We start from the raw sequence: 21069 nt of genomic DNA, 5'->3' as shown, positions 1-21069 counted from the left end.
CGACCCGCCGTCTCCACTGCGCTCCTTGGCCCGCCCGCTGACTCCTAGTTTCGGGGGAGGACCGGCGCGGGAAGATAGACCTTGCCCCCGGCGGCGCGAAATTCGGTGGACTTACCAGCCATCCCGGCGATAGCTTCCTGCGCCAAGGCGCCTCCAAACTGGTCCCTGATGTCCTGGGAGATCCGCATGGAACAGAACTTCGGTCCGCACATCGAGCAGAAGTGGGCAGTCTTCGCCGGTTCGGCGGGAAGTGTTTCGTCATGAAACTGCTCAGCAGTCTCGGGGTCCAACGAAAGCGCGAACTGGTCTCGCCACCGGAACTCGAAGCGTGCCTTCGAGATGGCGTCGTCCCGATCCCCGGCGCCCGGATGTCCTTTCGCCAGATCGGCGGCATGCGCGGCGATCTTATAGGTGATCACTCCGGTCTTGACGTCGTCCTGATTGGGCAGGCCAAGGTGTTCCTTCGGCGTCACGTAACAGAGCATGGCGGTGCCATACCGGGCTATTTCGGTCGCTCCTATTGCTGACGTGATGTGGTCGTAGCCTGGCGCGATATCGGTGACCAGGGGGCCAAGGGTGTAGAACGGCGCGCCGTCGCACAATTCCTGTTGCCTTTCCACGTTCTCCCGAACCAGGTGGAAGGGGATGTGGCCGGGTCCCTCCACCATGACCTGGACGTCGTAGGCCCGGGCCCGCTTCGTGAGTTCGGCGAGGGTGTCCAGTTCGGCGAACTGCGCGGCATCGTTAGCGTCGGCGATGGAGCCGGGCCGCAGGCCATCTCCGAGTGAGAAGGCGACGTCGTATCGGGCGAAAATCTCGCATAATTCGTCAAAGCGCGTGTACAGGAAGTTTTCCTGATGGTGGGCCAGGCACCACCCGGCCATGATCGACCCGCCGCGGGAGACGATGCCCGTGACGCGCTCTGCGGTGAGCGGAACGTAGCGGAGCAGTACCCCGGCGTGGATGGTCATATAGTCGACGCCCTGCTCGCACTGCTCAATAACAGTGTCACGGAAGATTTCCCAGGTGAGGTCGCTAGCCTCCCCGTTTACCTTTTCCAATGCCTGGTAGATGGGTACGGTGCCAATGGGCACCGGGGAGTTACGGATGAGCCACTCACGGGTGGTGTGGATGTCATCTCCTGTGGAAAGGTCCATGACGGTGTCCGCGCCCCACTGGGTGGCCCACTGCATCTTGCTGACTTCCTCGGCGATCGAGCTGGTAACCGCCGAGTTGCCGATATTGGCGTTGATCTTGACGAGAAAGGCCTTGCCGATGATCATCGGCTCCGATTCGGGGTGGTTGATGTTGTTGGGAATGATCGCGCGCCCGGCTGCGACTTCGGCCCGGACCAGTTCGACGTCGCAGTTTTCGCGCAACGCGACGAACCTCATCTCCTCGGTGATGACCCCGCGACGTGCGTAGTGCATCTGGGTAACAATCCTGCCGTCGCGGGAACGCAGTGGGATGGGCTGCACACCCTTCCACTCCCGGGAGGAACGCCCGCGACGGATCGCTGACTTGCCGTCGTCGAACAGGTTCCGTTCGCGCCCCTGGTACTGCTCGACGTCGTTCCGGCCGGTGATCCAGGGCTGCCTCAGTGGCGGCAGGCCCACCACCGGGTCGCTGCCGGGGCCGGCGGTACGGTAGACGCGGAGTGGTTCGTTGGGACGGTTGCCCGGCGAGTTTTCGAGGGCGATTTCGGTGACGGGCACAGCAATGCTGTGCCCAGAATCGTGGACGTATGAAAGGGACTGCGAATTAACGGCACTCAAGGTTCCTACTTCCTTCGCCGGCATGACCCGGACAGGTTCGACGGTCAAGGGCTGCATCAACCCAATCTCAGCCCTTGCAATAGGGCACCCGTGTGGATGTCACGACACTAACATCCCGTCCGCCCATGTCGGACATGACGCAGGCACCTGGGGCTGTTCAAAGGAAAAAAAGTCGGAGAAGCGTTCAACGTGCTCTAGTGTTTGCAGAACAAACATCACACGGGAGCCCGCGCCACGGGCTGAGAGGAAGCTGAAGCAGCTTCGACCGTTGAACCTGTCCGGGTAATGCCGGCGAAGGAAGTGAGATCGATGCCTCATATCCGCGCACTTGACGCGCCCAGGAAGACCATGCCGCTCGATGCGCGGCGAGCCGTACGCGGTGGGATCTTCGGCAACTACGTCGACCAGTTCGACATTTTCCTACCCGTCATCGCCCTGGCACCCGCGGTCGCCCACCTGTTCGGTCCGGAAAATCTGGCAGGCAACGCAGGACTGATTTTCATTGCGACCCTCCTTGGAAGACCGTTGGGGGGCGCAATTTTCGGTCCGATAGCGGATCGGATCGGCCGAACCGCCACGACCCAGATGGCGCTGTTAGGCATCGTGGTGACGACCCTGCTCATCGCCCTGGTTCCCGGTCATACCGTTCTTGGCGGCGGGACACTGGTGGCTATTGTTGCCCTACGATTCGTCGGAGGGATCTTCCTGGGCGGCGAGTACACATCGGCGATTCCGCTCGCGATGGAATGGTCGGAACCAAGACGACGCGGCCTGATCAGCGGACTCATCATGTGGATGTCGCCGTGGGCCAATGCCAGCATTGCGGCCCTGGTGTTCGGCCTTCTCACCGTGCTGGACGAGGATGCGTACAACGTTTGGGGTTGGCGGATCCCGTTCCTGCTCGGATCCTTGCTGGCATTCGGCATGCTGGTCTTCTACCGGAAGCGTGTTGCGGATTCTCCCGTCTGGAAGCGTTCGCCCAAGCGGGTAAACCCACTGAAGGACATTCTGGTTGGTGAGCACCGCCGCGAGCTGTGGCAGGTCTTTTTGTTGATGAGTGGCTTGTGGCTTTTCACCTATATGGCGATCCCCACGCTGACCAGCGAACTGGCATTGGATGGGCTCCTGGGTGCGAAAGCCATTTCTTTCACAATGATGTGTGCCACCGCGGCGTCCGCTGTGTTCATGGCGGCCTGCGGTCACGCGTCGACCTACACCGGGCGGCGCTTCTTTTTCATCGGGTTCGGTCTGCTTGGAGCGGTTCTGGCCCCGATAACGTTCCTTGGCGTGTTTTCCACCACCAGCATCGGCGGCTTGGTGGTGCTGGTGGTGGCCCTGCAGATAGTGACGGTTTCCGGATACGGGCCCGTGGGCGCCTACCTCGTTGAACGCTTCCCGGCGGCGGTGCGGTCCAGCGGGTATGGCGTCGGGTACAGCCTTTCCATCGTCCTTCCCGCCCTCTACCCGTACTACCTCCCCCCGTTGCAGGACATGATGGGACGGCACGAAGCCATCGCGGTGCTGCTCGCTTTCGCCGGGATTCTGGTGGCCGTCGGCGGATTCATCGGACCCGAAACCAACAGGACACGCCAACTCTGCTGATGGTGGTTACCGCCTTCAGCGCGTTGTTGTTCCCGTTGCGGTCCATAACCGATGGAAGTGGTTAATCGGCCCGTTGCCCTGCCCAACGTCTAATTCGTCGGCGTGGATAAGTGCGTCCTGCAGCCAGTCCTTGGCCTGGGTAACAGCAACGGACCACTCACCGGTGCGAGCCATGACGGTGGCGACGGCGGAGGACAGCGAACATCCAGTTCCGTGAGTGTTCCTTGTGGATACCCGCGCGGAAGAGAACTCGACAACGTCTCCTCCCATAGCACCTAGGACGCCGGTAGCATGCACGAGGGCGTCGGGACTGGTAACCCCTGCCAGATGACCTCCCTTGACGAGCACAACGGTCCCGCAAGCCCGGGACAAGTTCCGGCCCTGTTCAATAGCTGCGAGCCAATCCGCGGCGACAGGTTCATCCAGGAGGCCCGCCAGCTCGGGAAGATTAGGGGTGACCAGATCCGCCTGGCCTACCAGCTCCCGCAGTGCGGCCTCGGCGTCGACGGCAATGAGCCTGTCCCCGCTGGTGGCGATCATAATCGGGTCCAGAACCACCACCGGCGGCCGCACCCGGTCAAGCCACGCGCGAACGACGGCAATAGAGGCGGTATCCCCAAGCATGCCGATTTTCACCGCATCGATCGCCACGTCATCACTGACCGCTTCAAGTTGTTCGGCCAGAAACTCTGCCGGGGGCGTGTGTACGGAGCGGACACCACGGGTGTTCTGCGCCACGAGGGAGGTGACAACGGCCATCCCATATCCGCCCAGGGCGGCGATACTTTTCAGGTCTGCCTGAATCCCGGCCCCTCCGGTCGGATCTGTCCCGGCAATGCTGAGGACCCGCGGAACACTGCGTAAATCGTGATTTTTCACCGGCGCCACTCCGCCCCAAGGTCTTCGGCCGCTGCCTGTGGATCGATGGCGGCGCAGACCGCGGACACGACGGCCATTCCGGCAGCTCCTGCATCCCGCAGTGGACGCGCGTCAGCACAGCTGATGCCGCCAATCGCGACGCAGGGTAGGGTGCTTGACCTAACAAGGGCTCTGAAACCGTTGACGCCGATCGGTGGGGGGTGATCCGCCTTCGTGGCAGTGGCGTGAATGACCCCAATTCCCAAATAGTCCACCGTTCCTTCAGGCAGGCGATGCGCCGTCTGGATCTCCGGTCCAGTTGCTGCACTCAATCCAACAATGGCTTCCGGCCCTACGAGGGTGCGAACCAGCTCCGCGGGCAGGTCGGACTGGCCGACATGCACTCCGGCCACCTGTGCCCCTGCCGCCCGCGCCGCAAGAAAGATGTCCACCCGGTCATCGACCAGCACCGGGACCACGTCTCCTACAGAGTCCGCGACCGCCATCAGCAGGTGCAGCAAATCCCGGGATGACGCCTCCTTGTCGCGCACCTGAACCACCGTTGCTCCCCCCGCCACTGCTGCGGCAGCAACAGCGGTTACCGTTCGCGGAACGCACTGGCTGGTATCGGTTACCAGGTAAAGCGGGAGGTGCTGTCTAAAATCTGTTCTGATATTCGGCTGGTTCACCGGATGCCGTCCGGCGTGTCCGCGTGGCGGAGGTTTAATGCCTTGATGACGTCGTCGGGAGCGACGCCTGATAGTTGGTCCAGGAACTCGACTGCAAAACTCCCCGGGCCGTGCGCTCGCCTGGCCGCCTGCTCGGCGGCAACGGTGTAGACGGCTGTTGCCGCCATGGCCGCAAGCAGAGGATCATCGGTCAGGGAAGCGAAGGCGGCCATGACTGCACCGAGGGCGCACCCACCACCTGTCACCTGGGTCAGCAACGGGTGTCCGTTCGCCACGGTGACGGCCTCGCCGTCGGGGCCCGTGATCAGATCCACTTCACCTGACACCGCCACCGCTGAGGAAAACGCGGCCGCGAGATGTTTTGCAGCCTCCCTGGCTGCCAAGGGGCCCTCCAGCGAATCCACCCCTCGGCCTCCGGCTCCAGCTCCGGCCAAAGCCAGAATTTCCGACGCATTGCCGCGGATGATGCTCGGTCGACGCTCAACAAGTTGACGCGCCAGCCCGGTGCGGACCGTCAGAGACCCAATGGCCACGGGATCCAAGACCCATGGAATCCCCGCATCGCTGGCCGCAGAAACGGCCTCAACCATCGCGGCCCGCTGTTCCTCCCGGGGAGTCCCCAGATTAATCAGGAGTCCGGAAGCCACGGACGTGAACTGTCCCGCTTCCGAGGGGATATCCACCATTGCGGGGGCCGCACCGACGGCCAGCAGGACATTCGCTGTGAAATTTGTGACGACAGCGTTGGTAATACACTGCACGAGCGGTCGCTGGACCCTCAACGCGTCAAGGAGCACGGCACAGTCAGATGATGTATAGCGAATAGCCATCCGCGACATCCCTTCGCTAGTTCGAACTAGATCAGTTCAACGGGTGTGGATTCTCAGCTGCACCATTGGCGGTCAGCACCCCGTGTCACTACCACCACCCTAGAGGACGTGAGCTCGGCGGGCGGAAAGAGGACATTACACAGTCTCTTTTGGATCAAGGCTGTTCGCTTGCGCGGCGCCTGCGATGGGTCTCCAAGGCGCCAATTCCAGCCGCCAGTAGCGTGCCGATAGTGGCGCCTAGGGTATTCATGAACCAGTCGTTCGTGTCGCAGGTGCGGCCAAGGCTCGGCGTGAGCGCCTGAATAATCTCGATAAGGGCGGACAGGCCTGAGACTGCGATGAGCACCGGCAGCGGGCGTCGCCATCCAAGAGTTGCGAACAGTGTCAGTGGAAGCAACATTGCGACGTTGGCCAGGGGTTCAATCCCTTGGAACGGTCCCGAGAAGTGGACTAGGCAAAAGGTGGTGGGCTGGCTGGTCGACGGGGTGACGGTCAGCGCGAGAGCACCGATCAGACCAATACACGCAAGGACCAGAAGCGCACGGGACTTCCCAAACCGGTGGAGCAGCCATCCGAGGAAAGCGCTAGCGGCGACTGCACTCCACAAGAAAATAGGTGCCACTGATGAATGCTGTGCGAGGAATGAGTTAATCACCGCAGACTCCTTCGCTCAAAGGCGGACAGCCCCCGGATCGAAAGTCCAGGGTCCCATTCCACGAGTGTAGATGGTGAGTTCCTGCCGGCTGTCGACGTTACACACCCACCAAGTGTCCCGGGCGGCAACCTCGTTAGGATAGGTTCTCCGTACGGTGGTGCATGGTGGCGAGGGGTGCGTGCTGAGATGACGGCCACTTCCAGGCTGTGCGGGCTATGGCAGTGAGGAGTACCGCTTCGAGGGCGCTACCCACCAGGTAATAGGCCCATTGTTCGCCGATGCATGACACGAGAATCTGCGGTACCCGAACCAGGGTTCAGTTCGGCGCGTTCCCGGACTCGATGCCTACGGTGACCCAGTAAGCGAGTTCCGCGTCGTCGTCGAACTGTTGACGGGGCACAGTCAGCCAGCCGCGCCCCATCGGCTTCTGCCGACCCATCAGTGCCGGCACCCCGCCGCGACGAAGTAGATTGTCGTAATCTGCCGGGTTGGTGCGCACCAGCAGGTTACCGACGCGATCGGCGGCAACTGCCATGCGGTCATCAATCATGAACGAGACGCCGCCGAACATTCGTACCTCACGCACATTCTGGTGGGCGGCGAAGAGGTCTCGAAGCCGTTGGGTCAGAATGTCACGTGCAAAAGCAGTGGTGGTCACGGTAGCTCCCTTGCTCGCAGCTGCACTCTGAATATGAAGCGAGGGCCGTTATCTGTCAAGGGACGGTGTGCGGCGGGACCTGCGCCATCCGTTGTTTTGCGGTGGTGTTGCGTGACCCGATAGGGATCAGCGCCGTTGCCTTGGCCAGCCCGAACAGAGGCATTCCGTTGTAAACTGCCTCGATTCCGACGGCGGGTACCTGATAGGTCTCATGCCAGACACCAACGTCCCCAGTCCCGGCGACTTCCTTCATGAATCGGCGCCAAGGCTCCAAGTGGGGCGACTCCTTGTCCGCTGCAAACTTCCGCAGATGTTCGGGGCTTTCCCAGTAGCTGAGCAGCATGGTGGTGCGGCCGAACCATTGCTCATAGCCGAGCATTCCCGCGGATGGGTCGGCCGCGAGATGTTGAAGCATCCGTGGCATGGCGGCGGCAACCCTACCCACGGTCCCCACCTTCCACCACCGGTTGGCCCGCATCCCGATCAGGAACACTGTCACGTTGTCTCTTCCCGGATAGGCAGTGTGCCGTCCGGGAAGTATTTGCTGTGCCATGAGGATCTCCTATAGTTTTCTTGTTGTATAACATTGTTACAGAACAAGGTTATGAAACACTGGGTGCTATGGTAAGACCTATCGTGCACAATGATTCCCTCCGGCAGGATCTGCTGGCAGTCACAGCCGATTTGGTGGATCTCGAGGGCCCAGCGCGGGTGACGCTCCGCGATGTCGCCGCGGCGGCCGGAACGTCCACCTCGGCCGTGTACTCGCTGTTCGGCGGGAAGTCCCAGCTGCTGACAGCGGTGGTGGACGATGGGTTCGTGTCGTTCCGTGATTCGCAACTCGCGGCTGCCTCCGGCGGGCTTGAAGCACTGGGCGAGTCCTATCGGACCTGGGCGCTGGAGCACCGGGCGCTGTACCGGCTCATGTTCGGCGGCGCGCTGGCCGCCTATGTGGAGTGCCAGCCGAACCCCGTCGCGGCCGCCGATGCCATGCAACCGTTGATGGATGCGGTCGCTGCCGCGCAGACCGCCGGGACTTTGCGTGAAGCGCCCGTGGAACTCGTCGCCGTCGCGATCTGGGGTCAAGTCCATGGCCTAGTCAGCCTGGAGCTGGCGCAGATGGGCCGTCCTGACGCAGATTGGCCCGCCGTCTATAGCGCTGCCCTCGACGCGACCGCCCGCGCCTGGGCCATTGTGTGAGCTAGAGACTGCCGAAGTGCCGGTATCGACGAAGTGCCATCGCCTGTCAAGCGAATGAGTGATTCCTGGTGGTGTCCCGGCCGCGCGGGCAGGGGACACTCAGGGACAGAACTCAGGTAACGATTGGGCGGTAGCGTTTGTTGGGCAGGGGTCGAGGGTGAAGATGCCTGGGTTTGTTCACGCCTGAAGCCCCAGGCCGCACACCCCAAGTTCCTGCAAGATGTCCTCGACAACCCGCTCCGAAGAGTGGTTTGCATCAATGCTGACGAACGACGAAAAGTCATCAAGTTCCCTATACGCCTTAGCCAGGGCCCCGAGATGTTCAAGGGTCTCAGTGTCCGCGGCGCGGCTGCTGACCCGTTCGTAGGCGACGTCGGCGTCAACCTCGAAGTAGAGCACCACATCCGGGGTGGGGAGGACCTTGATCAGGGTCGGCAGGAACCGCCCCGGACGTAGCCTCCGCACTCGCCGAAGCGCGAGCTGACAGTAGAGGTACCGGTCCATGACGACAACACCGGGATTCTTCCTGGCGCGCAGGTGGGAGATCGCCACATTGACACAGCGAATACCGGTTTCTATCCCGTCCAACACGGCCATAGGTAGCCGAAGACCGGTCCGGTCGAACCACGCGGTCATGCTTCGGCGGCCGGATGGGTTAGCAGTGAAGATTGCGGGATAACCGGCCGCGGCGAGCTGCTCGGTCAGCAGTTTCCCGGCTGTGGTCTTACCCGCGCCATCGACGCCGGCGAGAACGATGATCACGGCTCACCGTGCAGGTGGCCCAGGTCCTGATCTTTCACGGCAACTCCTTCCGTGAATGTCCGTCGGTGGGGGCGAAGATCGCCAGAAGTGCACCAATCTCCTGGTGCGCGGTGGCAGGGTGGCGGAAGTGCTGGTTGGGTTGGATCACATACCGGGTGCGGCGACCCTCCCGGAGACGCTGCAGGTAACCGGCGTGCTCTAGATCCGCAAGGATGTGAAGTGTTGCTCTCGGAGTGATTCCTACTGTGGCGGCAATCTCTTCGACGAGCGCATTAGGGTCCCCGTTGATGGTCAGCAGCACGTGGCTGTGATTGGTGAGGAATGTCCACGGCGGACGTTGGGTTGGAGCAGTGCCGTGGTTCGCTGCATCGGTGGCCTGATGGTTGACCATAAAGCCGTCTGGGCTGGGGTGGGACATAGGAGTGATTCTTTCCTTTGATGTACTTAGATTGTCCTCCTGTGTCCGATTGCGGAGTAACAACGACGGCGACGGGGCGCCCCTGGATGTGGTGGGAGGCATTCATCGGGTACCTCCGTCCTTCTCTGCCCGCTCCCGGCTGTCGTGCACTGGGAGCGTGTCTTCGGAGCCCTCCCGGCGGGCTCGGTCGACGGTGCTGCCCCGACCGCGCCACACTGGTTCCAGTTCGGCGTCCTCTTCCTCGGTGGCGACCCGGAAAGGGGGTTCCGGTGGCGCAGGAAGTGCTTGCCTGCCCTGTCCGCGGGTGGCGCGGAGGCTTGCCACAATGGAGATCGTGAGAATGGTAGCAACCACGGCCAGCGAGATGGTGGTGGGGATGTAGAACAGGTCGATCTTGAGGAGCATCTTGATGCCTACCCAGATCAGCACCAGGGCTAGCCCGATTTTGAGGTAGATGAACCGGTGGATCAGATCGGCGAGCAGGAAATACATGGCGCGCAAACCCAGGATGGCGAAGGCGTTGGCGGTGAAGACCAGGAACACTTTGTCGGTGACGGCGAAGATCGCAGGGATGGAGTCGACGGCGAAGACCACGTCGGTGACCTCGATGAGCACCAGTACCGCCAGTAGCGGGGTGGCGAGCAAGATGCCGTTCCGCCGGACCAGTAGCTTCTGTCCGTGATAATGCTCGGTCATGGGAACCCAGCGGCGGAACAGGCGGAGCACCCCGGATTTCTCGGGGTCGAGGTGTTCATTGCGCTGGCGGATCATCTTGTAGCCGGTGTAGAGGAGAAAGGCGGCGAAAACGTAGAGGATCCAGGCGAAGTTCTGGATGAGTACGGCGCCAGCGGCGATGAAGATCCCCCGGAAGATCAGCGCACCCAGCACGCCGAGGAACAGCACCCGGTGCTGGAATTCCCGCGGGACAGCGAAGTAGCTGAAGATGATGGCCCAGACGAAGACGTTGTCCACGGCCAGGGACTTCTCGATGAGGTACCCGGCGAAGTACTGCTGGCCGAACTCGGCACCCCAATTTATCCAGACCAGCACCCCGAACGCGACGCCGAAAGCAACCCACACTCCCGACCATGCCGCTGCTTCCCGCACACCGATGACGTGGGCCCGGCGGTGAGCGAACAGGTCAACGGCAAGCATGACCACGATGAAGCCAAGAACCGCAGCCCAAATCCAGAATGGGACATTCATGAAAAACTCCTCCGATCGAATCGATCGGAGGTCTTTCCCGGCCCGTTTAGGGGCCTGTCCGCCGGGCCGTTAAGGGCCGTAGTGATGACGGGACAATTGTGGGGATACTCCCCTCCGTGTACTCAACAAGTGAAGCACAGTTCATGTTTTACCGTCAAGAAGGCACCGCGGGAGGCGCTACCCGACCACGTCGACACAAACCGTCGCGAACAGTGATCGGCAACCAATGCGCCGAACGCTAGAAGGTCACACCGCAGCGCAAAACCACGTTCGCGAACGGTGTCGCCTCGCCGGTCCTGATGATCAGCCGGGCAGACGGCAGGAGAGCCTTCAGATCCTCGTGGCTCACGAAGTCGGGATTCAACCCTTCAGCGCGGACGATGTCCTCAACGAGAGAGCCAGTCGCTTCCGAAGCCAGCAATGACGATTCGACTTCGACGTCGGCCAGCACCGCCTGGAGCACCTCCGTGAAGGACGGGATGCCCTTCACCAGGGCCAGATCGACGACGGTGCCCGCGTCCGGGAGGGGCATCCCGACGTCGGCAATCGCCACGAGGTGCCCGTGCCCCAAGGTACCGAGGATCCCGTTCAACGGTCCGTTGAGGATTCCGGTCTTCTTCACGCGTCATCGTCCTGTCCAGTGGTGATCGGTGAGGTGGGCGCTGCGGGCAGCTGATCTGTTAGGGACGGGTACGACGGTTGAGCGCCCTCGGTCCCGACGGCGAACGCCCCGACCAGCACGGCAACCCGGACGGCGTCGGGCAGTGAATCCCCGGCGCTGAGCCGGGCGGCCAGGGCGCCGGTGAAGGCATCGCCGGCCCCGGTGGTGTCCACGACCGGCACCTTCGGGGCAGGGATCTCCAGCAGGTCGGCAGCGGACGCCAGCAGGGCCCCACTCCCGCCCAAAGTCATCACCACGGACGCGAAGCCGCAGCCCAGCAGGGCCCGGGCCGTCGCAGCATGACCGGAGGGGTCGGCGGCGTCAGCTGAACCGGTCAGTTGCCCCAGCACCAGCGCGCCTTCGTGCTCGTTGACGACCAGTGGATCGGCGCGCAGCAGAGTAGCGCGGTCCAACGGGATGACCGGCGCCAGATTGATGACCACCCGCCCGGTGGCCAGGGAAACGGCCGCGGCCACCGACGCAGCAGGGATCTCGCCCTGCAGCACCAGCACGGCGGCGTCGGCAATCACGTCAGCGGAGGCGGCAACCAGCTCGGGGGTCACCTCGGCGTTGGCTCCGGGGATCACCACGATGGTGTTCTCGCCGTCGTCGTTCACCTCCACAATCGCGACGCCGGTGGTGGTCCCCACGCGCTGCACGGCGCCGGTATCAACACCGGCGGCGTGCAACCCGGAGAGGGCGACGTCGGTGTAGGCGTCCTGCCCCACCGCGCCGATCATAACGGTCCGGGCGCCGAGCTTTGCCGCAGCTACGGCTTGGTTGGCGCCCTTGCCGCCGGGCATCACGGTCATGGTCCGGCCCAGCAGGGTTTCGCCCGGCTGGGGGTGGCGTTCCAGGGTGACTATGAGGTCGGCGTTGATGGACCCTACGACGACGACGCCCGACGGCTCGGTGCTCATTCGGTGAATTCTCCGACATTGTCGGCGTTCACTGTGGTGACGGGAACGGGGATTGTCTCTTCGACGGTTTCGCCGGCGAGGAGCTGCTCCAGAACTTCGATTGCCTGCTTGCCCAGTTCGGCGGGCTGCTGCGCGATGGTCGCGGTCATGGTGCCCGCTTCGATGGCGGCCAGGCCGTCCTCGGTGCCGTCGAAGCCGACCACGCTGACGTCGTCACCCGCGCGGTCGCCGAGCGCCTGGATGGCGCCGAGGGCCATTTCGTCGTTCTCGGCGAAGATGCCGGTCACGTCGGGGTTAGCCTGCAAGAGGTTCGTTGCCACGTTCAGTGCTTCGGCGCGGTCGAAGTTCGCGGTCTGCATGGCCACCACGGTGATGTTGGGGTACGCGGCCATGCCCTCTTCGAAGCCGGCGCCGCGGTCGCGGCTCGCCGAGGTGCCGGCGACGCCCTGCAGGACAATCACTTCGCCCTCTTCGCCCATGGCTGCTGCCAGTTCGTCGGCTGCCTGGCGGCCGCCCGCCACGTTGTCACTGGAGACGAGGGACTGGACCTCGGCGCCGTTGACGGCGCGGTCCACCGCAACCACCGGAATGTCGGCGTCGATCAGCGGTGCCACGGAGGCTGCGGCGGCGTCGGAGTCCACTGGGTTGATCAGGACGGCATCCGTGCCGCTGGTCGCGGCGGTGGCCAGTTGGTTGGTCTGGGCGGCGGAGTCGTTTTGGGCGTCGACGACCTCGAGATCGATGCCAGCAGCCTCGGCAGCCGCCTCGGCGCCGTCGCGCAACTCCACGAAGAACGGGTTGTTCAGGGTGGACAGTGCCAGAGTAGCGGAGGCGGACCCCTCGGCTGCCTCGTCGCCCCCACGGTTGCAGGCGGTCATGCTCAGGGCCAGCGCGAGGGAGACGGTCAGTGCTGCGGTTTTGCGGGAAGTGAACTTCATTGTTATTTCCTTACTCGGTGATTGAACTACTTGGTGACGGAACGGGTGACGTGAGGGAAGGTTTAGTGGGGTGCGTTCTTGCGGCGCAGGGAATCGATGCCGACGGCGACGGCGATCACCACGCCGATCACCACCTGCTGCCAGAACGAGGAGACGTTGAGCAGGTTCAGGCCGTTGCGGATCACCACGAGCACCAGTGCGCCGACCAGCGTTCCGGTGATGCGGCCCACGCCGCCGGCCAGCGAGGCGCCACCGATGACGACGGCGGCAATCGCGTCCAGCTCGTAGCCGGCGGCGGCCTGGGGCTGGGCGGAATCCAGCCGGCCGGAAAGTAGCAGGCCGGCGACGGCGGCGAACAACCCGGACAGGGCGAAGACCGTGACGAGGACCTTGCGGACCGGGACGCCGGAGAGCCGTGCGGCTTCAGTGTTGCCGCCCACCGCGTACATGTAGCGGCCCATCACCGTGAAGTTCAGGATGAACGAGGCCACCAGGCCAGCGATCACCAGCACCACGATCGGCATCGGGATGACGCCGAGGTTCCCGCCGAGGAAGGACACCTCGGGTGCGGTGGCGATGGGCCGGCCGTCCGAGATGACCAGGGTCAGGCCGCGGGCGATGCTGAGCATCGCCAGCGTGGCGATGAAGGAGGGCAACCGGCCGAACGCGACGGCGTAGCCGCTGACCGCGCCGCTCAGGGTGCCGATCGCAAGGCCGCCGATCACGGCGACCCAGCCCGGCATGGAGCCCTGCGAGAAGATCCACGCGGAGCCCATCGCGGAAAGCGCCGCCACCGAGCCGACCGACAGGTCGATGCCCGCCGCGACGATCACGAAGGTCAGCCCGAACGCCAGGACCGCGATCACCGAGGCCTGGATGCCGATGTTCAGCAGGTTGGGGCCGGTGAGGAAGTCGGGGGTGGCGATGAACAGGGCCAGGCCAAGAATCAGCAGGCCCACCAGCGCCCCATTGTCGGCGAGGAGCTGCTTGGCCCTCGCCCCGCCCGACACCTTGGGCGTGGTAGCGGTTGCAACCTTATTCATGACCGTCCTCCATTGACTTGTCTTCGAGATCGCGCTGCACGTCGCGGACGGCAAGCGTCATGATGGCGTCCTGGGTGGCCTCTTCGGCCGTCAGCTCGCCGGAGATATGTCCGCCGCTCATCACCAGGATCCGGTCGCTCATCCCCAGCACCTCGGGGAGCTCGCTGGAGACCATGACGACGGCGCCGCCGGCGGCGGTGATCGCGTTCATCAGTTCGTAAATTTCCACTTTGGCGCCGACGTCGACGCCGCGGGTCGGCTCGTCGAGCAGCAGGACCGTCGAGTTCGCCACAATCCAGCGGGCAAACACGGCCTTCTGCTGGTTCCCGCCGGAGAGTGATCCCACCGGCTGGTCCAGGGTGTGCATGCGGATACGAAGTTTGTCGGCAATCTCCTGGGCGCGGCCGCGTTGGCCGGAACGATCCACCAGCCCGGACTTCGCCGTCGACGCGAGCGTCGCGTAGCCCACGTTCTCGTTGACCGTCGCGCCGAGCACCAGGCCCTGGCCCTTCCGGTCTTCGGGGACGTGCCCGACGCCGGCCCTGATGGCCGCGCCGATGTTGGACTGGGGGAGGTCCTTGCCGCGGACCTGGACGCTGCCGCCCACGTAGGGGTCGGCGCCGGCGATGGCGCGGATCACCTCGGTGCGGCCCGCCCCGACGAGCCCGGCCAGGCCCACGATCTCGCCCGCGCGGACGGAGAAGGTGACGTCATTGATGACGCCCTTCGTGGAGAGCCCCTTCACGTCCAGGAGGGTGTCAGCTGGGCCGTCCCATTCGCGGCGGCGGGGGAACTGCGCTTCGATTGAGCGGCCCACCATCAGGCGGACCAGTTCGTCCTCATGCGTGTCAGCGGGCACCTCGGCGATGAAATCGCCGTCGCGCAGGACCGACACCGAGTCGCCGATGGCGGCGATTTCATCCAGGTGGTGGGAGATGAAGACCATCCCGACGTCGCGCTGGCGGAGGTCTTCGACGACGGCGAACAGTGCAGCGATCTCGCGCTTGGTGAGGGCTGCGGTGGGTTCGTCGAGGACGAGCATGCGCGCGTTGAGGCTGAGGGCCTTCGCGATTTCGACGAGCTGCTGGCGGGCGATGCCCAGGTCGCCGACCCTGTGTTCGACGTCGATGTCCAGGCCGATCAGCGCGAGGGCCGCCCTGGCAGTTTCGCGCATTGTGCGTTTGTCCACCAGACCGAAGCGGTGCGGGAACCGACCCATCGAGATGTTCTCGGCGACGGTCATGGAGCCCACGAGGTTGAGCTCCTGGTGGATGGTGGCGATGCCGAGAGCTTCGGAGTCCTTGGTGTTGGTAATCCGGGTTACCGCGCCGTCGACGAGGATGCGGCCACCGTCTGGCTGGTGCACGCCGGCCATCATCTTGATCAGGGTGGACTTGCCGGCACCGTTTTCGCCCAGCAGGACCTGCACCTTGCCGGGGTAGACGTTGACGGTCACCCCCTTGATGACGGTGACCGGACCGAAGGACTTGGTGACGTTGTCCAGGGTAAGGATGGGTTTGGTGTTCACGGTGTTGTGCCTCCTGGGAGGGGCGGGGTGGAGCCACGGATGATGAGTCTGCTGGGGAGGATGACTGATGCGGGGGTCTCGCCGGCGATCACCTGGGTGAGCATCTCGACGGCCTGGCGGCCCATGGCGTCGACGTCGTGGGCGATGACGGTGAGGGCGGGGTTGAGGAGGGTGAACGCTTCGATGTCGTCATAGGCGACGAAGGCGACACCCGTGCCGATACCGATTCCGCGTTCGTTGCAGACCCCGATGGCACCGATGCTCATCAGGCTGTCCGCCGCGAGGAGGGCGGTGGGCGGCTGGGGAAGTTCGAGCAGGTGCCGCGCACCGGCAGCACCACTGGCGGCCTGGAAGTCACCGAAGAAGATGAGGTCGCCGTCGTCGTCGGCTTCGGTGGTGGCGAGGGCATCATGGTAGGCGGCGAGGCGTTCGCGGCCGGTGGAGGTGGACTGCGGTCCGGCGATGTAGCCGATGCGTCGGTGGCCCTGCGCGGTGAGGTGGCGGACGGCTTCCCGGATGCCGGTGACGTTGTCGGGGGTGACGCTGGGGACGGCGGTGTCGGCGATGACGCGGTCCACGAAGACGGTGGGGATGCCACTGTCGAGGATGCTTTTGAGGCTGTCGAGGTCGCCGAGGGGTGCGGCGATGAGGCCGTCGACGCGCTGGGAGAGCATCACATCGAAGTAGCGATCCTGCTGTTCGGCGCTTTCGTTGGCGTTGCCGAAGAGTGTGAGGTATTTGAAGTCGCGGGCCCGCTGTTCGACGGCGTGGGCCAGATCAGCGAAGAAAGGGTTGCGGACGTCGGGAAGGACCAGGCCGATGGTTTCGGTGGTGGTCTTGCGGAGGGAGCGGGCCTGGGCGTTGGGCCGGAAATCCAGCTGCTGGGCGGCCTCGGTGACGGCTGTGCGGGCTTCGGCGGAGGTGGAGGGGTGTCCCGAGAGCACACGGGAGGCAGTTGCTACTGAGACACCCGCCTTATCGGCGACGTCCTTGATCGTCAGTGATCGCACCTGTTGCTCCTCGGCCGCCATGGAATCGTTTCCGTGGAATCGATTCCAAACTATGCCACACGATGAGAAGGCGGTCAATGCTCTTTCAGGCGAGGTCCAGGAGGCACCCACCGGTGCCGGTGGGGAACAATGAGTTACATGTGCGAAGAATTCGTGGTTGCCCGGAGCGCATGCCAGTCGGTTGGCGGTGCGGCATGGGCCTGATCTATCTCGGCGCGCTCCTCCTCTCGCTGGGTGGCTCGGTGCTCCTGGACTGGAGGTTTGGCCTCACCTTCTGGCGTGACGCCCGCAAAGCCTCCTGGGTCATGACCCTGGGGATCACCTTCTTCATCATCTGGGACCTCTTCGGCATTGCATTCGGTATTTTCTTCCGCGGCGTCACCGACCTCATGACGGGAATCCTCCTGGCCCCGGAGCTGCCCCTTGAGGAACCGTTCTTCCTCGCTCTGCTGTGTTACACAACCCTGAATGTGCTGGGCGTCGTCGCCGTCCGGGAGCGGAAACGGGAGCGGAAGGTGGCTGCGTGACGTATCTGGTCCTCAACATCATCTTCTTTGTTCCGATTCTGGCCATTGCCGCGTGGGCGTATCGGACGAAGTGCAGCCTTTTTCCCAGCTGGGGGGCTATCGGAATCACCCTGGTTGTTCTCCTGCTAGCGACCGCCGTGTTCGACAACGTACTGATCGCTGCTGGCATCGTCGACTACAACGCCGACCTCATCCTCGGTGTGCGTCTGGCTCTGGCCCCGATTGAGGACTTCGCCTACACCGTCGGGGCGTGCATCCTGCTCCCATCGCTGTGGGCTCTCATTCCGGGCCGCTCCTCAAAGTCGAATGACACCGGGGATCGTGCCAAAAGAAACCACGGCGCATAGGCAGCTCGAAAGGGCGCGACCGGCCGTTGACAGCCAATTTGGGCACTACTAGAGTCGCGGTCACAAGTGAATATCCGGAAACTCATCTACTGCTTCTGAACCAGCTGTCCGGCGTCGTGAAGCAGCTCTCGTAACCTAAGCTTCATCTCTTCGCCCTTTCGAGGAGCGCCATGAGCAGTGTCGGTTTGTTGTACGTTGGTGCGGTTCTTTTCATAAATGGACTCATGCTGATCGGGCTGGTCCCGGGCAAGTCCGCCGCGATCCTCAACTTCTTCGTCGGGATCATGCAGGTAGTTTTCCCGACCATCATCCTCATTCAGTCCAACAACGAGTTGTCGGTCATCTTCGGTGCGGCCGGGCTCTACCTTTTCGGGTTCACCTACCTCTATGTCGGAATTCTTCAGATGACAGGGATCAGCGGGGAGGGCCTGGGCTGGTTTTCCATCTTCGTCGCCGCCTGCGCCGTGACCATCGGAGTACTCCAGTTCACGCTGGTGGGAGACCCGGTCTTCGGGGCGATCTGGCTGACGTGGGCGGTCCTGTGGTTCCTCTTCTTCCTGCTCCTGGGGCTGGGCAAGGAATCCTTGACCTTCGTGACCGGCTGGTTCACCATTTTCGTCGCACACATCACCGGGACCATTCCTGCCTTCTTCCTCCTGAGCGGCAGGTACGAGACGAACGACGGGTACGCCGTCATCGTGGCAATCGCAGCGGCCGTTGCTCTGGGCGCGGCCTTCGTCCTTGGACGCCGCGGCATCCCTCGGAGCAGGACGGCGCGCGAGGGCCAAGCCGTGGCGCCGGCCTAGAAACCCGACGCCCAGGAAGGACAACCCGTTCAATGCCGATCTACGAATACCGGTGCCCCGGCTGCAGTACCTTCGAGATCATCAGTCCGATGGGTGCAGCGCCAGACCTGCAATCCTGCCCGGCCTGCGGCCAGACGGCCCGGCGGAAGATCAGTGCGCCCAACCTGTCGAAGGCCGGATCGGCGGCCTTTCAGCTCATCGATTCCACCCGGCGCAGTGCAGCGGAACCGCGGGTGGTTTCGGGGGCACTGCCGCCCGCTTCCAGCCGCAAGAGGCCGCTCTATACGTTCAATCCGCTTCACAGTAAGCTGCCGCGGCCCTAGTCCTTGGCGCGGCTAACCCAGAGGAGACGAAATGCCCGACGTCATATTTCCACTCGACTCAACAAAGAAGTTTGAGGATCAGGAAAAGATTGGACACAACCGGTGGCACCCGGAGATTCCGCCGGTGGCGACCGTCAAACCGGGGGATTCGTTCAGGGTCCACTGCCGCGAATGGTTCGACGGCGCGATCGTGAACGACGATTCCGCCGACGACATCCTCAACGCCCCGCTGCTGACCGTCCACAAGCTCAGCGGGCCGTTCGCCGTCGAGGGTGTGAAACCCGGCGACCTGCTGGTCGTCGACATTCTCGACGTCGGCCCCATCCCACAGGAAGAGTCAGGTCCGCTGGCCGGGCAGGGCTGGGGGTACACCGGCATTTTCTCGCGGAACAATGGCGGCGGCTTCCTCACCGAGCAGTTCCCCGACGCCTACAAGGCGATCTGGGACTTCACCGGCCAGGTGGCCACCTCACGACACGTACCCAACGTCTCCTACGTGGGGCTGATCCACCCGGGTTTGATGGGAACCGCGCCCTCCGCCGAGCTCCTGGCCAAGTGGAACAAGCGCGAGGGTGACCTGATCGCGACGGACCCCAACCGGGTACCGCCGCTGGCGCTGCCGCCCGAGCCGCAGTTCGCGGTGCTGGGAGGCCTGCCGGCGTCGGAGTTCGACCGGGTCGCCGGTGAGGCTGCCCGCACCGCACCCCCACGGGAAAATGGCGGCAATCAGGACATCAAGAACCTGTCAAAGGGCACCCGCATTTTTTACCCAGTGTTCGTGGACGGCGCTAACCTGTCGCTCGGGGATCTGCACTTCTCCCAGGGCGACGGCGAGATCACCTTCTGCGGCGCCATCGAGATGGGCGGGTTCATCGACCTCCGGGTCGACGTCATCAAGGGCGGCATGGAAACCTACGGGGTGAGCGAGAACGCCATCTTCATGCCCGGCATCGTCGATCCCCGCTACAGCGAATGGATTGCGTTCTCCGGCACCTCGGTAACCCTCGAGGGGGAACAGCGCTATCTCGACTCGCACCTGTCCTACCAGCGGGCCTGCCTGCACGCCATCGACTACCTGACCAAGTTCGGTTACAGCCCGGAGCAGGCCTACCTGCTGCTCGGGTCGGCGCCGATCGAGGGCAGGCTCTCCGGGGTCGTCGACATCCCCAACTCGTGTTCAACGGTGTACATCCCGACGTCGATTTTCGACTTCGACGTCCGTCCGTCGTCCGCGGGCCCACACCAGATCGACCCGGGAATGGGCGCGCCGAAGTCCAACAACGTGTAGGTGCCCTCCGCAAACCGCCGGCGCCAGGGTGCGGCTACGCTGCTGGCGCCGGTGCTGCGCGCCCGGCCGGAAAGACCCTGCGCGACCGATAATGTATGAGCCATGAGCTTCAATGACAGTGCGCAGCTGGACCCGTCCCGCGTCAGTGACCGTAGGGGGCGGGGCCGCGGCGTCGCCATCGGCGGCGGGTTGGGCGGCGGGATCATCCTGTTGCTGTCAATCCTGTTCGGCCCGGGCGTCGTCAGCGAGCTGGGGCTCGACGGAAGCTCAGGCGGAGCCGTGGAGAGCGAGAACCAGCCGACTGACGCCATCAACGCCTGCCAGACCGGCGCGGACGCCAACGAACGGCTGGACTGCAGGATCCTCGGCACCGCAGAAAGCCTCGACGCTTTCTGGCTTCCCTATCTGGAAGACTTCGGAGTCCAGTACAACCAGCCGGGCGTGGTGCTGTTCACCGGTCAGACGGACACCGGGTGCGGCAACGCCACCAGCGCCGTCGGGCCCTTCTACTGTCCACTCGATGAACAGACCTACTACGACACCGAGTTCTTCGACGACCTGGTCACCCGCTTCGGCGCCTCCGGGGGGCCGCTCGCTCAGGAGTACGTGATAGCCCACGAGTTTGGGCACCACATCCAGAAGATCACCAACACGCTCAACGCAGCACAGGAGGATCCGCAAGGACCGGAATCGGGTGCGGTCCGCGTTGAACTACAGGCGGATTGCTACGCGGGCATGTGGGCCGGCCACGCCATCAGCGTGCCGGACGCTGAATCCGGAGAACCGTTCCTGCGGGAGTTCACCTCGACGGACCTGCAGGATGCGCTGTCGGCGGCCTCAGCCGTGGGCGATGATCGGATCCAGGAATCCTCTACCGGCCAGGTCAACCCGGAAGGGTGGACCCACGGCTCCAGTGAGCAGCGTCAGGCCTGGTTCCTCCGCGGGTATGAAACCGGCGACATCAACGCTTGCGACACCTTCAGCGCCGAGGACCTCGATTCTCCGGGGGCGTGACGGCGTCGTTC

24 protein-coding genes and 2 riboswitches are annotated in these 21069 nt (G+C 63.8%); of the genes, 8 read left to right on the top strand and 16 right to left on the bottom strand.

The window, feature by feature from the left end:
- Window positions 1-44 precede the first annotated feature (44 nt).
- A complete protein-coding gene (thiC, locus tag ACX80G_RS06140) occupies window positions 45-1775 on the bottom strand; it encodes a phosphomethylpyrimidine synthase ThiC (protein WP_459306455.1) in 1731 nt (576 codons plus the stop codon).
- A riboswitch (TPP riboswitch) is annotated at window positions 1768-1877 on the bottom strand. It overlaps the preceding gene by 8 nt.
- 107 nt (window positions 1878-1984) lie before the next feature.
- Window positions 1985-2092: riboswitch (TPP riboswitch) on the top strand.
- Here thiC and ACX80G_RS06135 point away from each other — a divergent pair.
- Window positions 2085-3377: an MFS transporter gene (locus ACX80G_RS06135; protein ID WP_459306453.1), complete on the top strand. Its 1293-nt coding sequence runs from the start codon at window positions 2085-2087 to the stop codon at window positions 3375-3377. Its footprint overlaps the riboswitch before it by 8 nt.
- Window positions 3378-3392: 15 nt before the next feature.
- On the opposite strand, the gene thiD is transcribed toward ACX80G_RS06135, so the two are convergent.
- From thiD to ACX80G_RS06105, 6 genes are all read right to left on the bottom strand, one after another.
- Window positions 3393-4256, bottom strand: coding sequence for a bifunctional hydroxymethylpyrimidine kinase/phosphomethylpyrimidine kinase (thiD, locus tag ACX80G_RS06130; protein WP_459306451.1), 864 nt, complete (start codon window positions 4254-4256; stop codon window positions 3393-3395).
- The gene (gene thiE, locus ACX80G_RS06125; RefSeq protein ID WP_459306449.1) at window positions 4253-4924 is read right to left on the bottom strand and encodes a thiamine phosphate synthase; all 672 of its coding nucleotides are present in this window, start codon (window positions 4922-4924) and stop codon (window positions 4253-4255) included. Before thiE ends, thiD begins: the two co-directional genes overlap by 4 nt.
- Complete coding sequence (gene thiM, locus ACX80G_RS06120) at window positions 4921-5754, bottom strand: hydroxyethylthiazole kinase (RefSeq protein WP_459306447.1); 834 nt, start codon at window positions 5752-5754, stop codon at window positions 4921-4923. Before thiM ends, thiE begins: the two co-directional genes overlap by 4 nt.
- Window positions 5755-5908: 154 nt before the next feature.
- A complete protein-coding gene (locus ACX80G_RS06115) occupies window positions 5909-6376 on the bottom strand; it encodes a VanZ family protein (protein WP_459306445.1) in 468 nt (155 codons plus the stop codon).
- A gap of 349 nt (window positions 6377-6725) precedes the next feature.
- Window positions 6726-7067, bottom strand: coding sequence for a TfoX/Sxy family protein (locus ACX80G_RS06110; protein WP_459306444.1), 342 nt, complete (start codon window positions 7065-7067; stop codon window positions 6726-6728).
- Between the two features lie 55 nt (window positions 7068-7122).
- Window positions 7123-7620 (bottom strand): DUF4188 domain-containing protein, encoded by a 498-nt coding sequence (locus ACX80G_RS06105; RefSeq protein WP_459306442.1) that lies wholly within the window; start codon window positions 7618-7620, stop codon window positions 7123-7125.
- A 68-nt stretch (window positions 7621-7688) separates the two neighbouring features.
- Between ACX80G_RS06105 and ACX80G_RS06100 the strand changes: the two genes are divergently transcribed.
- Entirely contained in the window at window positions 7689-8267 is a 579-nt protein-coding gene (locus tag ACX80G_RS06100; RefSeq protein ID WP_459306441.1) for a TetR-like C-terminal domain-containing protein, read from the top strand.
- 177 nt (window positions 8268-8444) lie between these two features.
- On the opposite strand, the gene ACX80G_RS06095 is transcribed toward ACX80G_RS06100, so the two are convergent.
- The 9 genes from ACX80G_RS06095 to ACX80G_RS06055 all read right to left on the bottom strand — a co-directional run bounded on the left by ACX80G_RS06095 (window position 8445) and on the right by ACX80G_RS06055 (window position 16753).
- Window positions 8445-9029, bottom strand: coding sequence for a dTMP kinase (locus tag ACX80G_RS06095; RefSeq protein ID WP_459306439.1), 585 nt, complete (start codon window positions 9027-9029; stop codon window positions 8445-8447).
- Between the two features lie 34 nt (window positions 9030-9063).
- On the bottom strand, window positions 9064-9447 hold the full coding sequence (locus ACX80G_RS06090) for a winged helix-turn-helix domain-containing protein (protein WP_459306438.1): 384 nt from the start codon (window positions 9445-9447) through the stop codon (window positions 9064-9066).
- A 102-nt stretch (window positions 9448-9549) separates the two neighbouring features.
- Complete coding sequence (locus ACX80G_RS06085) at window positions 9550-10653, bottom strand: TerC family protein (RefSeq protein ID WP_459306436.1); 1104 nt, start codon at window positions 10651-10653, stop codon at window positions 9550-9552.
- A gap of 238 nt (window positions 10654-10891) precedes the next feature.
- Window positions 10892-11275, bottom strand: coding sequence for a D-ribose pyranase (rbsD, locus tag ACX80G_RS06080; RefSeq protein WP_459306434.1), 384 nt, complete (start codon window positions 11273-11275; stop codon window positions 10892-10894).
- Window positions 11272-12234, bottom strand: coding sequence for a ribokinase (locus ACX80G_RS06075; RefSeq protein ID WP_459306433.1), 963 nt, complete (start codon window positions 12232-12234; stop codon window positions 11272-11274). The genes rbsD and ACX80G_RS06075 overlap by 4 nt, the downstream gene beginning before the upstream one ends.
- Complete coding sequence (locus tag ACX80G_RS06070; RefSeq protein WP_459306431.1) at window positions 12231-13172, bottom strand: substrate-binding domain-containing protein; 942 nt, start codon at window positions 13170-13172, stop codon at window positions 12231-12233. The genes ACX80G_RS06075 and ACX80G_RS06070 overlap by 4 nt, the downstream gene beginning before the upstream one ends.
- Window positions 13173-13234: 62 nt before the next feature.
- Window positions 13235-14215 (bottom strand): ABC transporter permease, encoded by a 981-nt coding sequence (locus tag ACX80G_RS06065; RefSeq protein ID WP_459306430.1) that lies wholly within the window; start codon window positions 14213-14215, stop codon window positions 13235-13237.
- Window positions 14208-15743: a sugar ABC transporter ATP-binding protein gene (locus tag ACX80G_RS06060; protein WP_459306429.1), complete on the bottom strand. Its 1536-nt coding sequence runs from the start codon at window positions 15741-15743 to the stop codon at window positions 14208-14210. The genes ACX80G_RS06065 and ACX80G_RS06060 overlap by 8 nt, the downstream gene beginning before the upstream one ends.
- Window positions 15740-16753 carry a LacI family DNA-binding transcriptional regulator gene (locus ACX80G_RS06055; RefSeq protein ID WP_459306428.1) on the bottom strand — a complete coding sequence of 338 codons (1014 nt, stop codon included), beginning with the start codon at window positions 16751-16753 and terminating at the stop codon, window positions 15740-15742. The genes ACX80G_RS06060 and ACX80G_RS06055 overlap by 4 nt, the downstream gene beginning before the upstream one ends.
- Window positions 16754-16923: 170 nt before the next feature.
- Here ACX80G_RS06055 and ACX80G_RS06050 point away from each other — a divergent pair, with 170 nt between their 5' ends.
- The 6 genes from ACX80G_RS06050 to ypfJ all read left to right on the top strand — a co-directional run bounded on the left by ACX80G_RS06050 (window position 16924) and on the right by ypfJ (window position 21058).
- The gene (locus tag ACX80G_RS06050; RefSeq protein ID WP_459306426.1) at window positions 16924-17280 is read left to right on the top strand and encodes a lycopene cyclase domain-containing protein; all 357 of its coding nucleotides are present in this window, start codon (window positions 16924-16926) and stop codon (window positions 17278-17280) included.
- A complete protein-coding gene (locus ACX80G_RS06045) occupies window positions 17277-17627 on the top strand; it encodes a lycopene cyclase domain-containing protein (RefSeq protein WP_459306425.1) in 351 nt (116 codons plus the stop codon). Before ACX80G_RS06050 ends, ACX80G_RS06045 begins: the two co-directional genes overlap by 4 nt.
- A 170-nt stretch (window positions 17628-17797) precedes the next feature.
- Complete coding sequence (locus tag ACX80G_RS06040; protein WP_459306424.1) at window positions 17798-18433, top strand: AmiS/UreI family transporter; 636 nt, start codon at window positions 17798-17800, stop codon at window positions 18431-18433.
- A gap of 32 nt (window positions 18434-18465) precedes the next feature.
- A complete protein-coding gene (locus ACX80G_RS06035) occupies window positions 18466-18756 on the top strand; it encodes an FmdB family zinc ribbon protein (protein ID WP_459306422.1) in 291 nt (96 codons plus the stop codon).
- A gap of 31 nt (window positions 18757-18787) precedes the next feature.
- The gene (fmdA, locus tag ACX80G_RS06030; RefSeq protein WP_459306420.1) at window positions 18788-20044 is read left to right on the top strand and encodes a formamidase; all 1257 of its coding nucleotides are present in this window, start codon (window positions 18788-18790) and stop codon (window positions 20042-20044) included.
- Between the two features lie 102 nt (window positions 20045-20146).
- Window positions 20147-21058 carry a KPN_02809 family neutral zinc metallopeptidase gene (gene ypfJ / locus ACX80G_RS06025; protein WP_459306418.1) on the top strand — a complete coding sequence of 304 codons (912 nt, stop codon included), beginning with the start codon at window positions 20147-20149 and terminating at the stop codon, window positions 21056-21058.
- The last annotated feature ends 11 nt before the right edge of the window (window positions 21059-21069 follow it).

The organism is Arthrobacter glycogeni (genome assembly GCF_054510815.1).
Note: the sequence above shows the minus strand (reverse complement) of the source record. Positions and strands in the feature narration are given on the sequence as shown.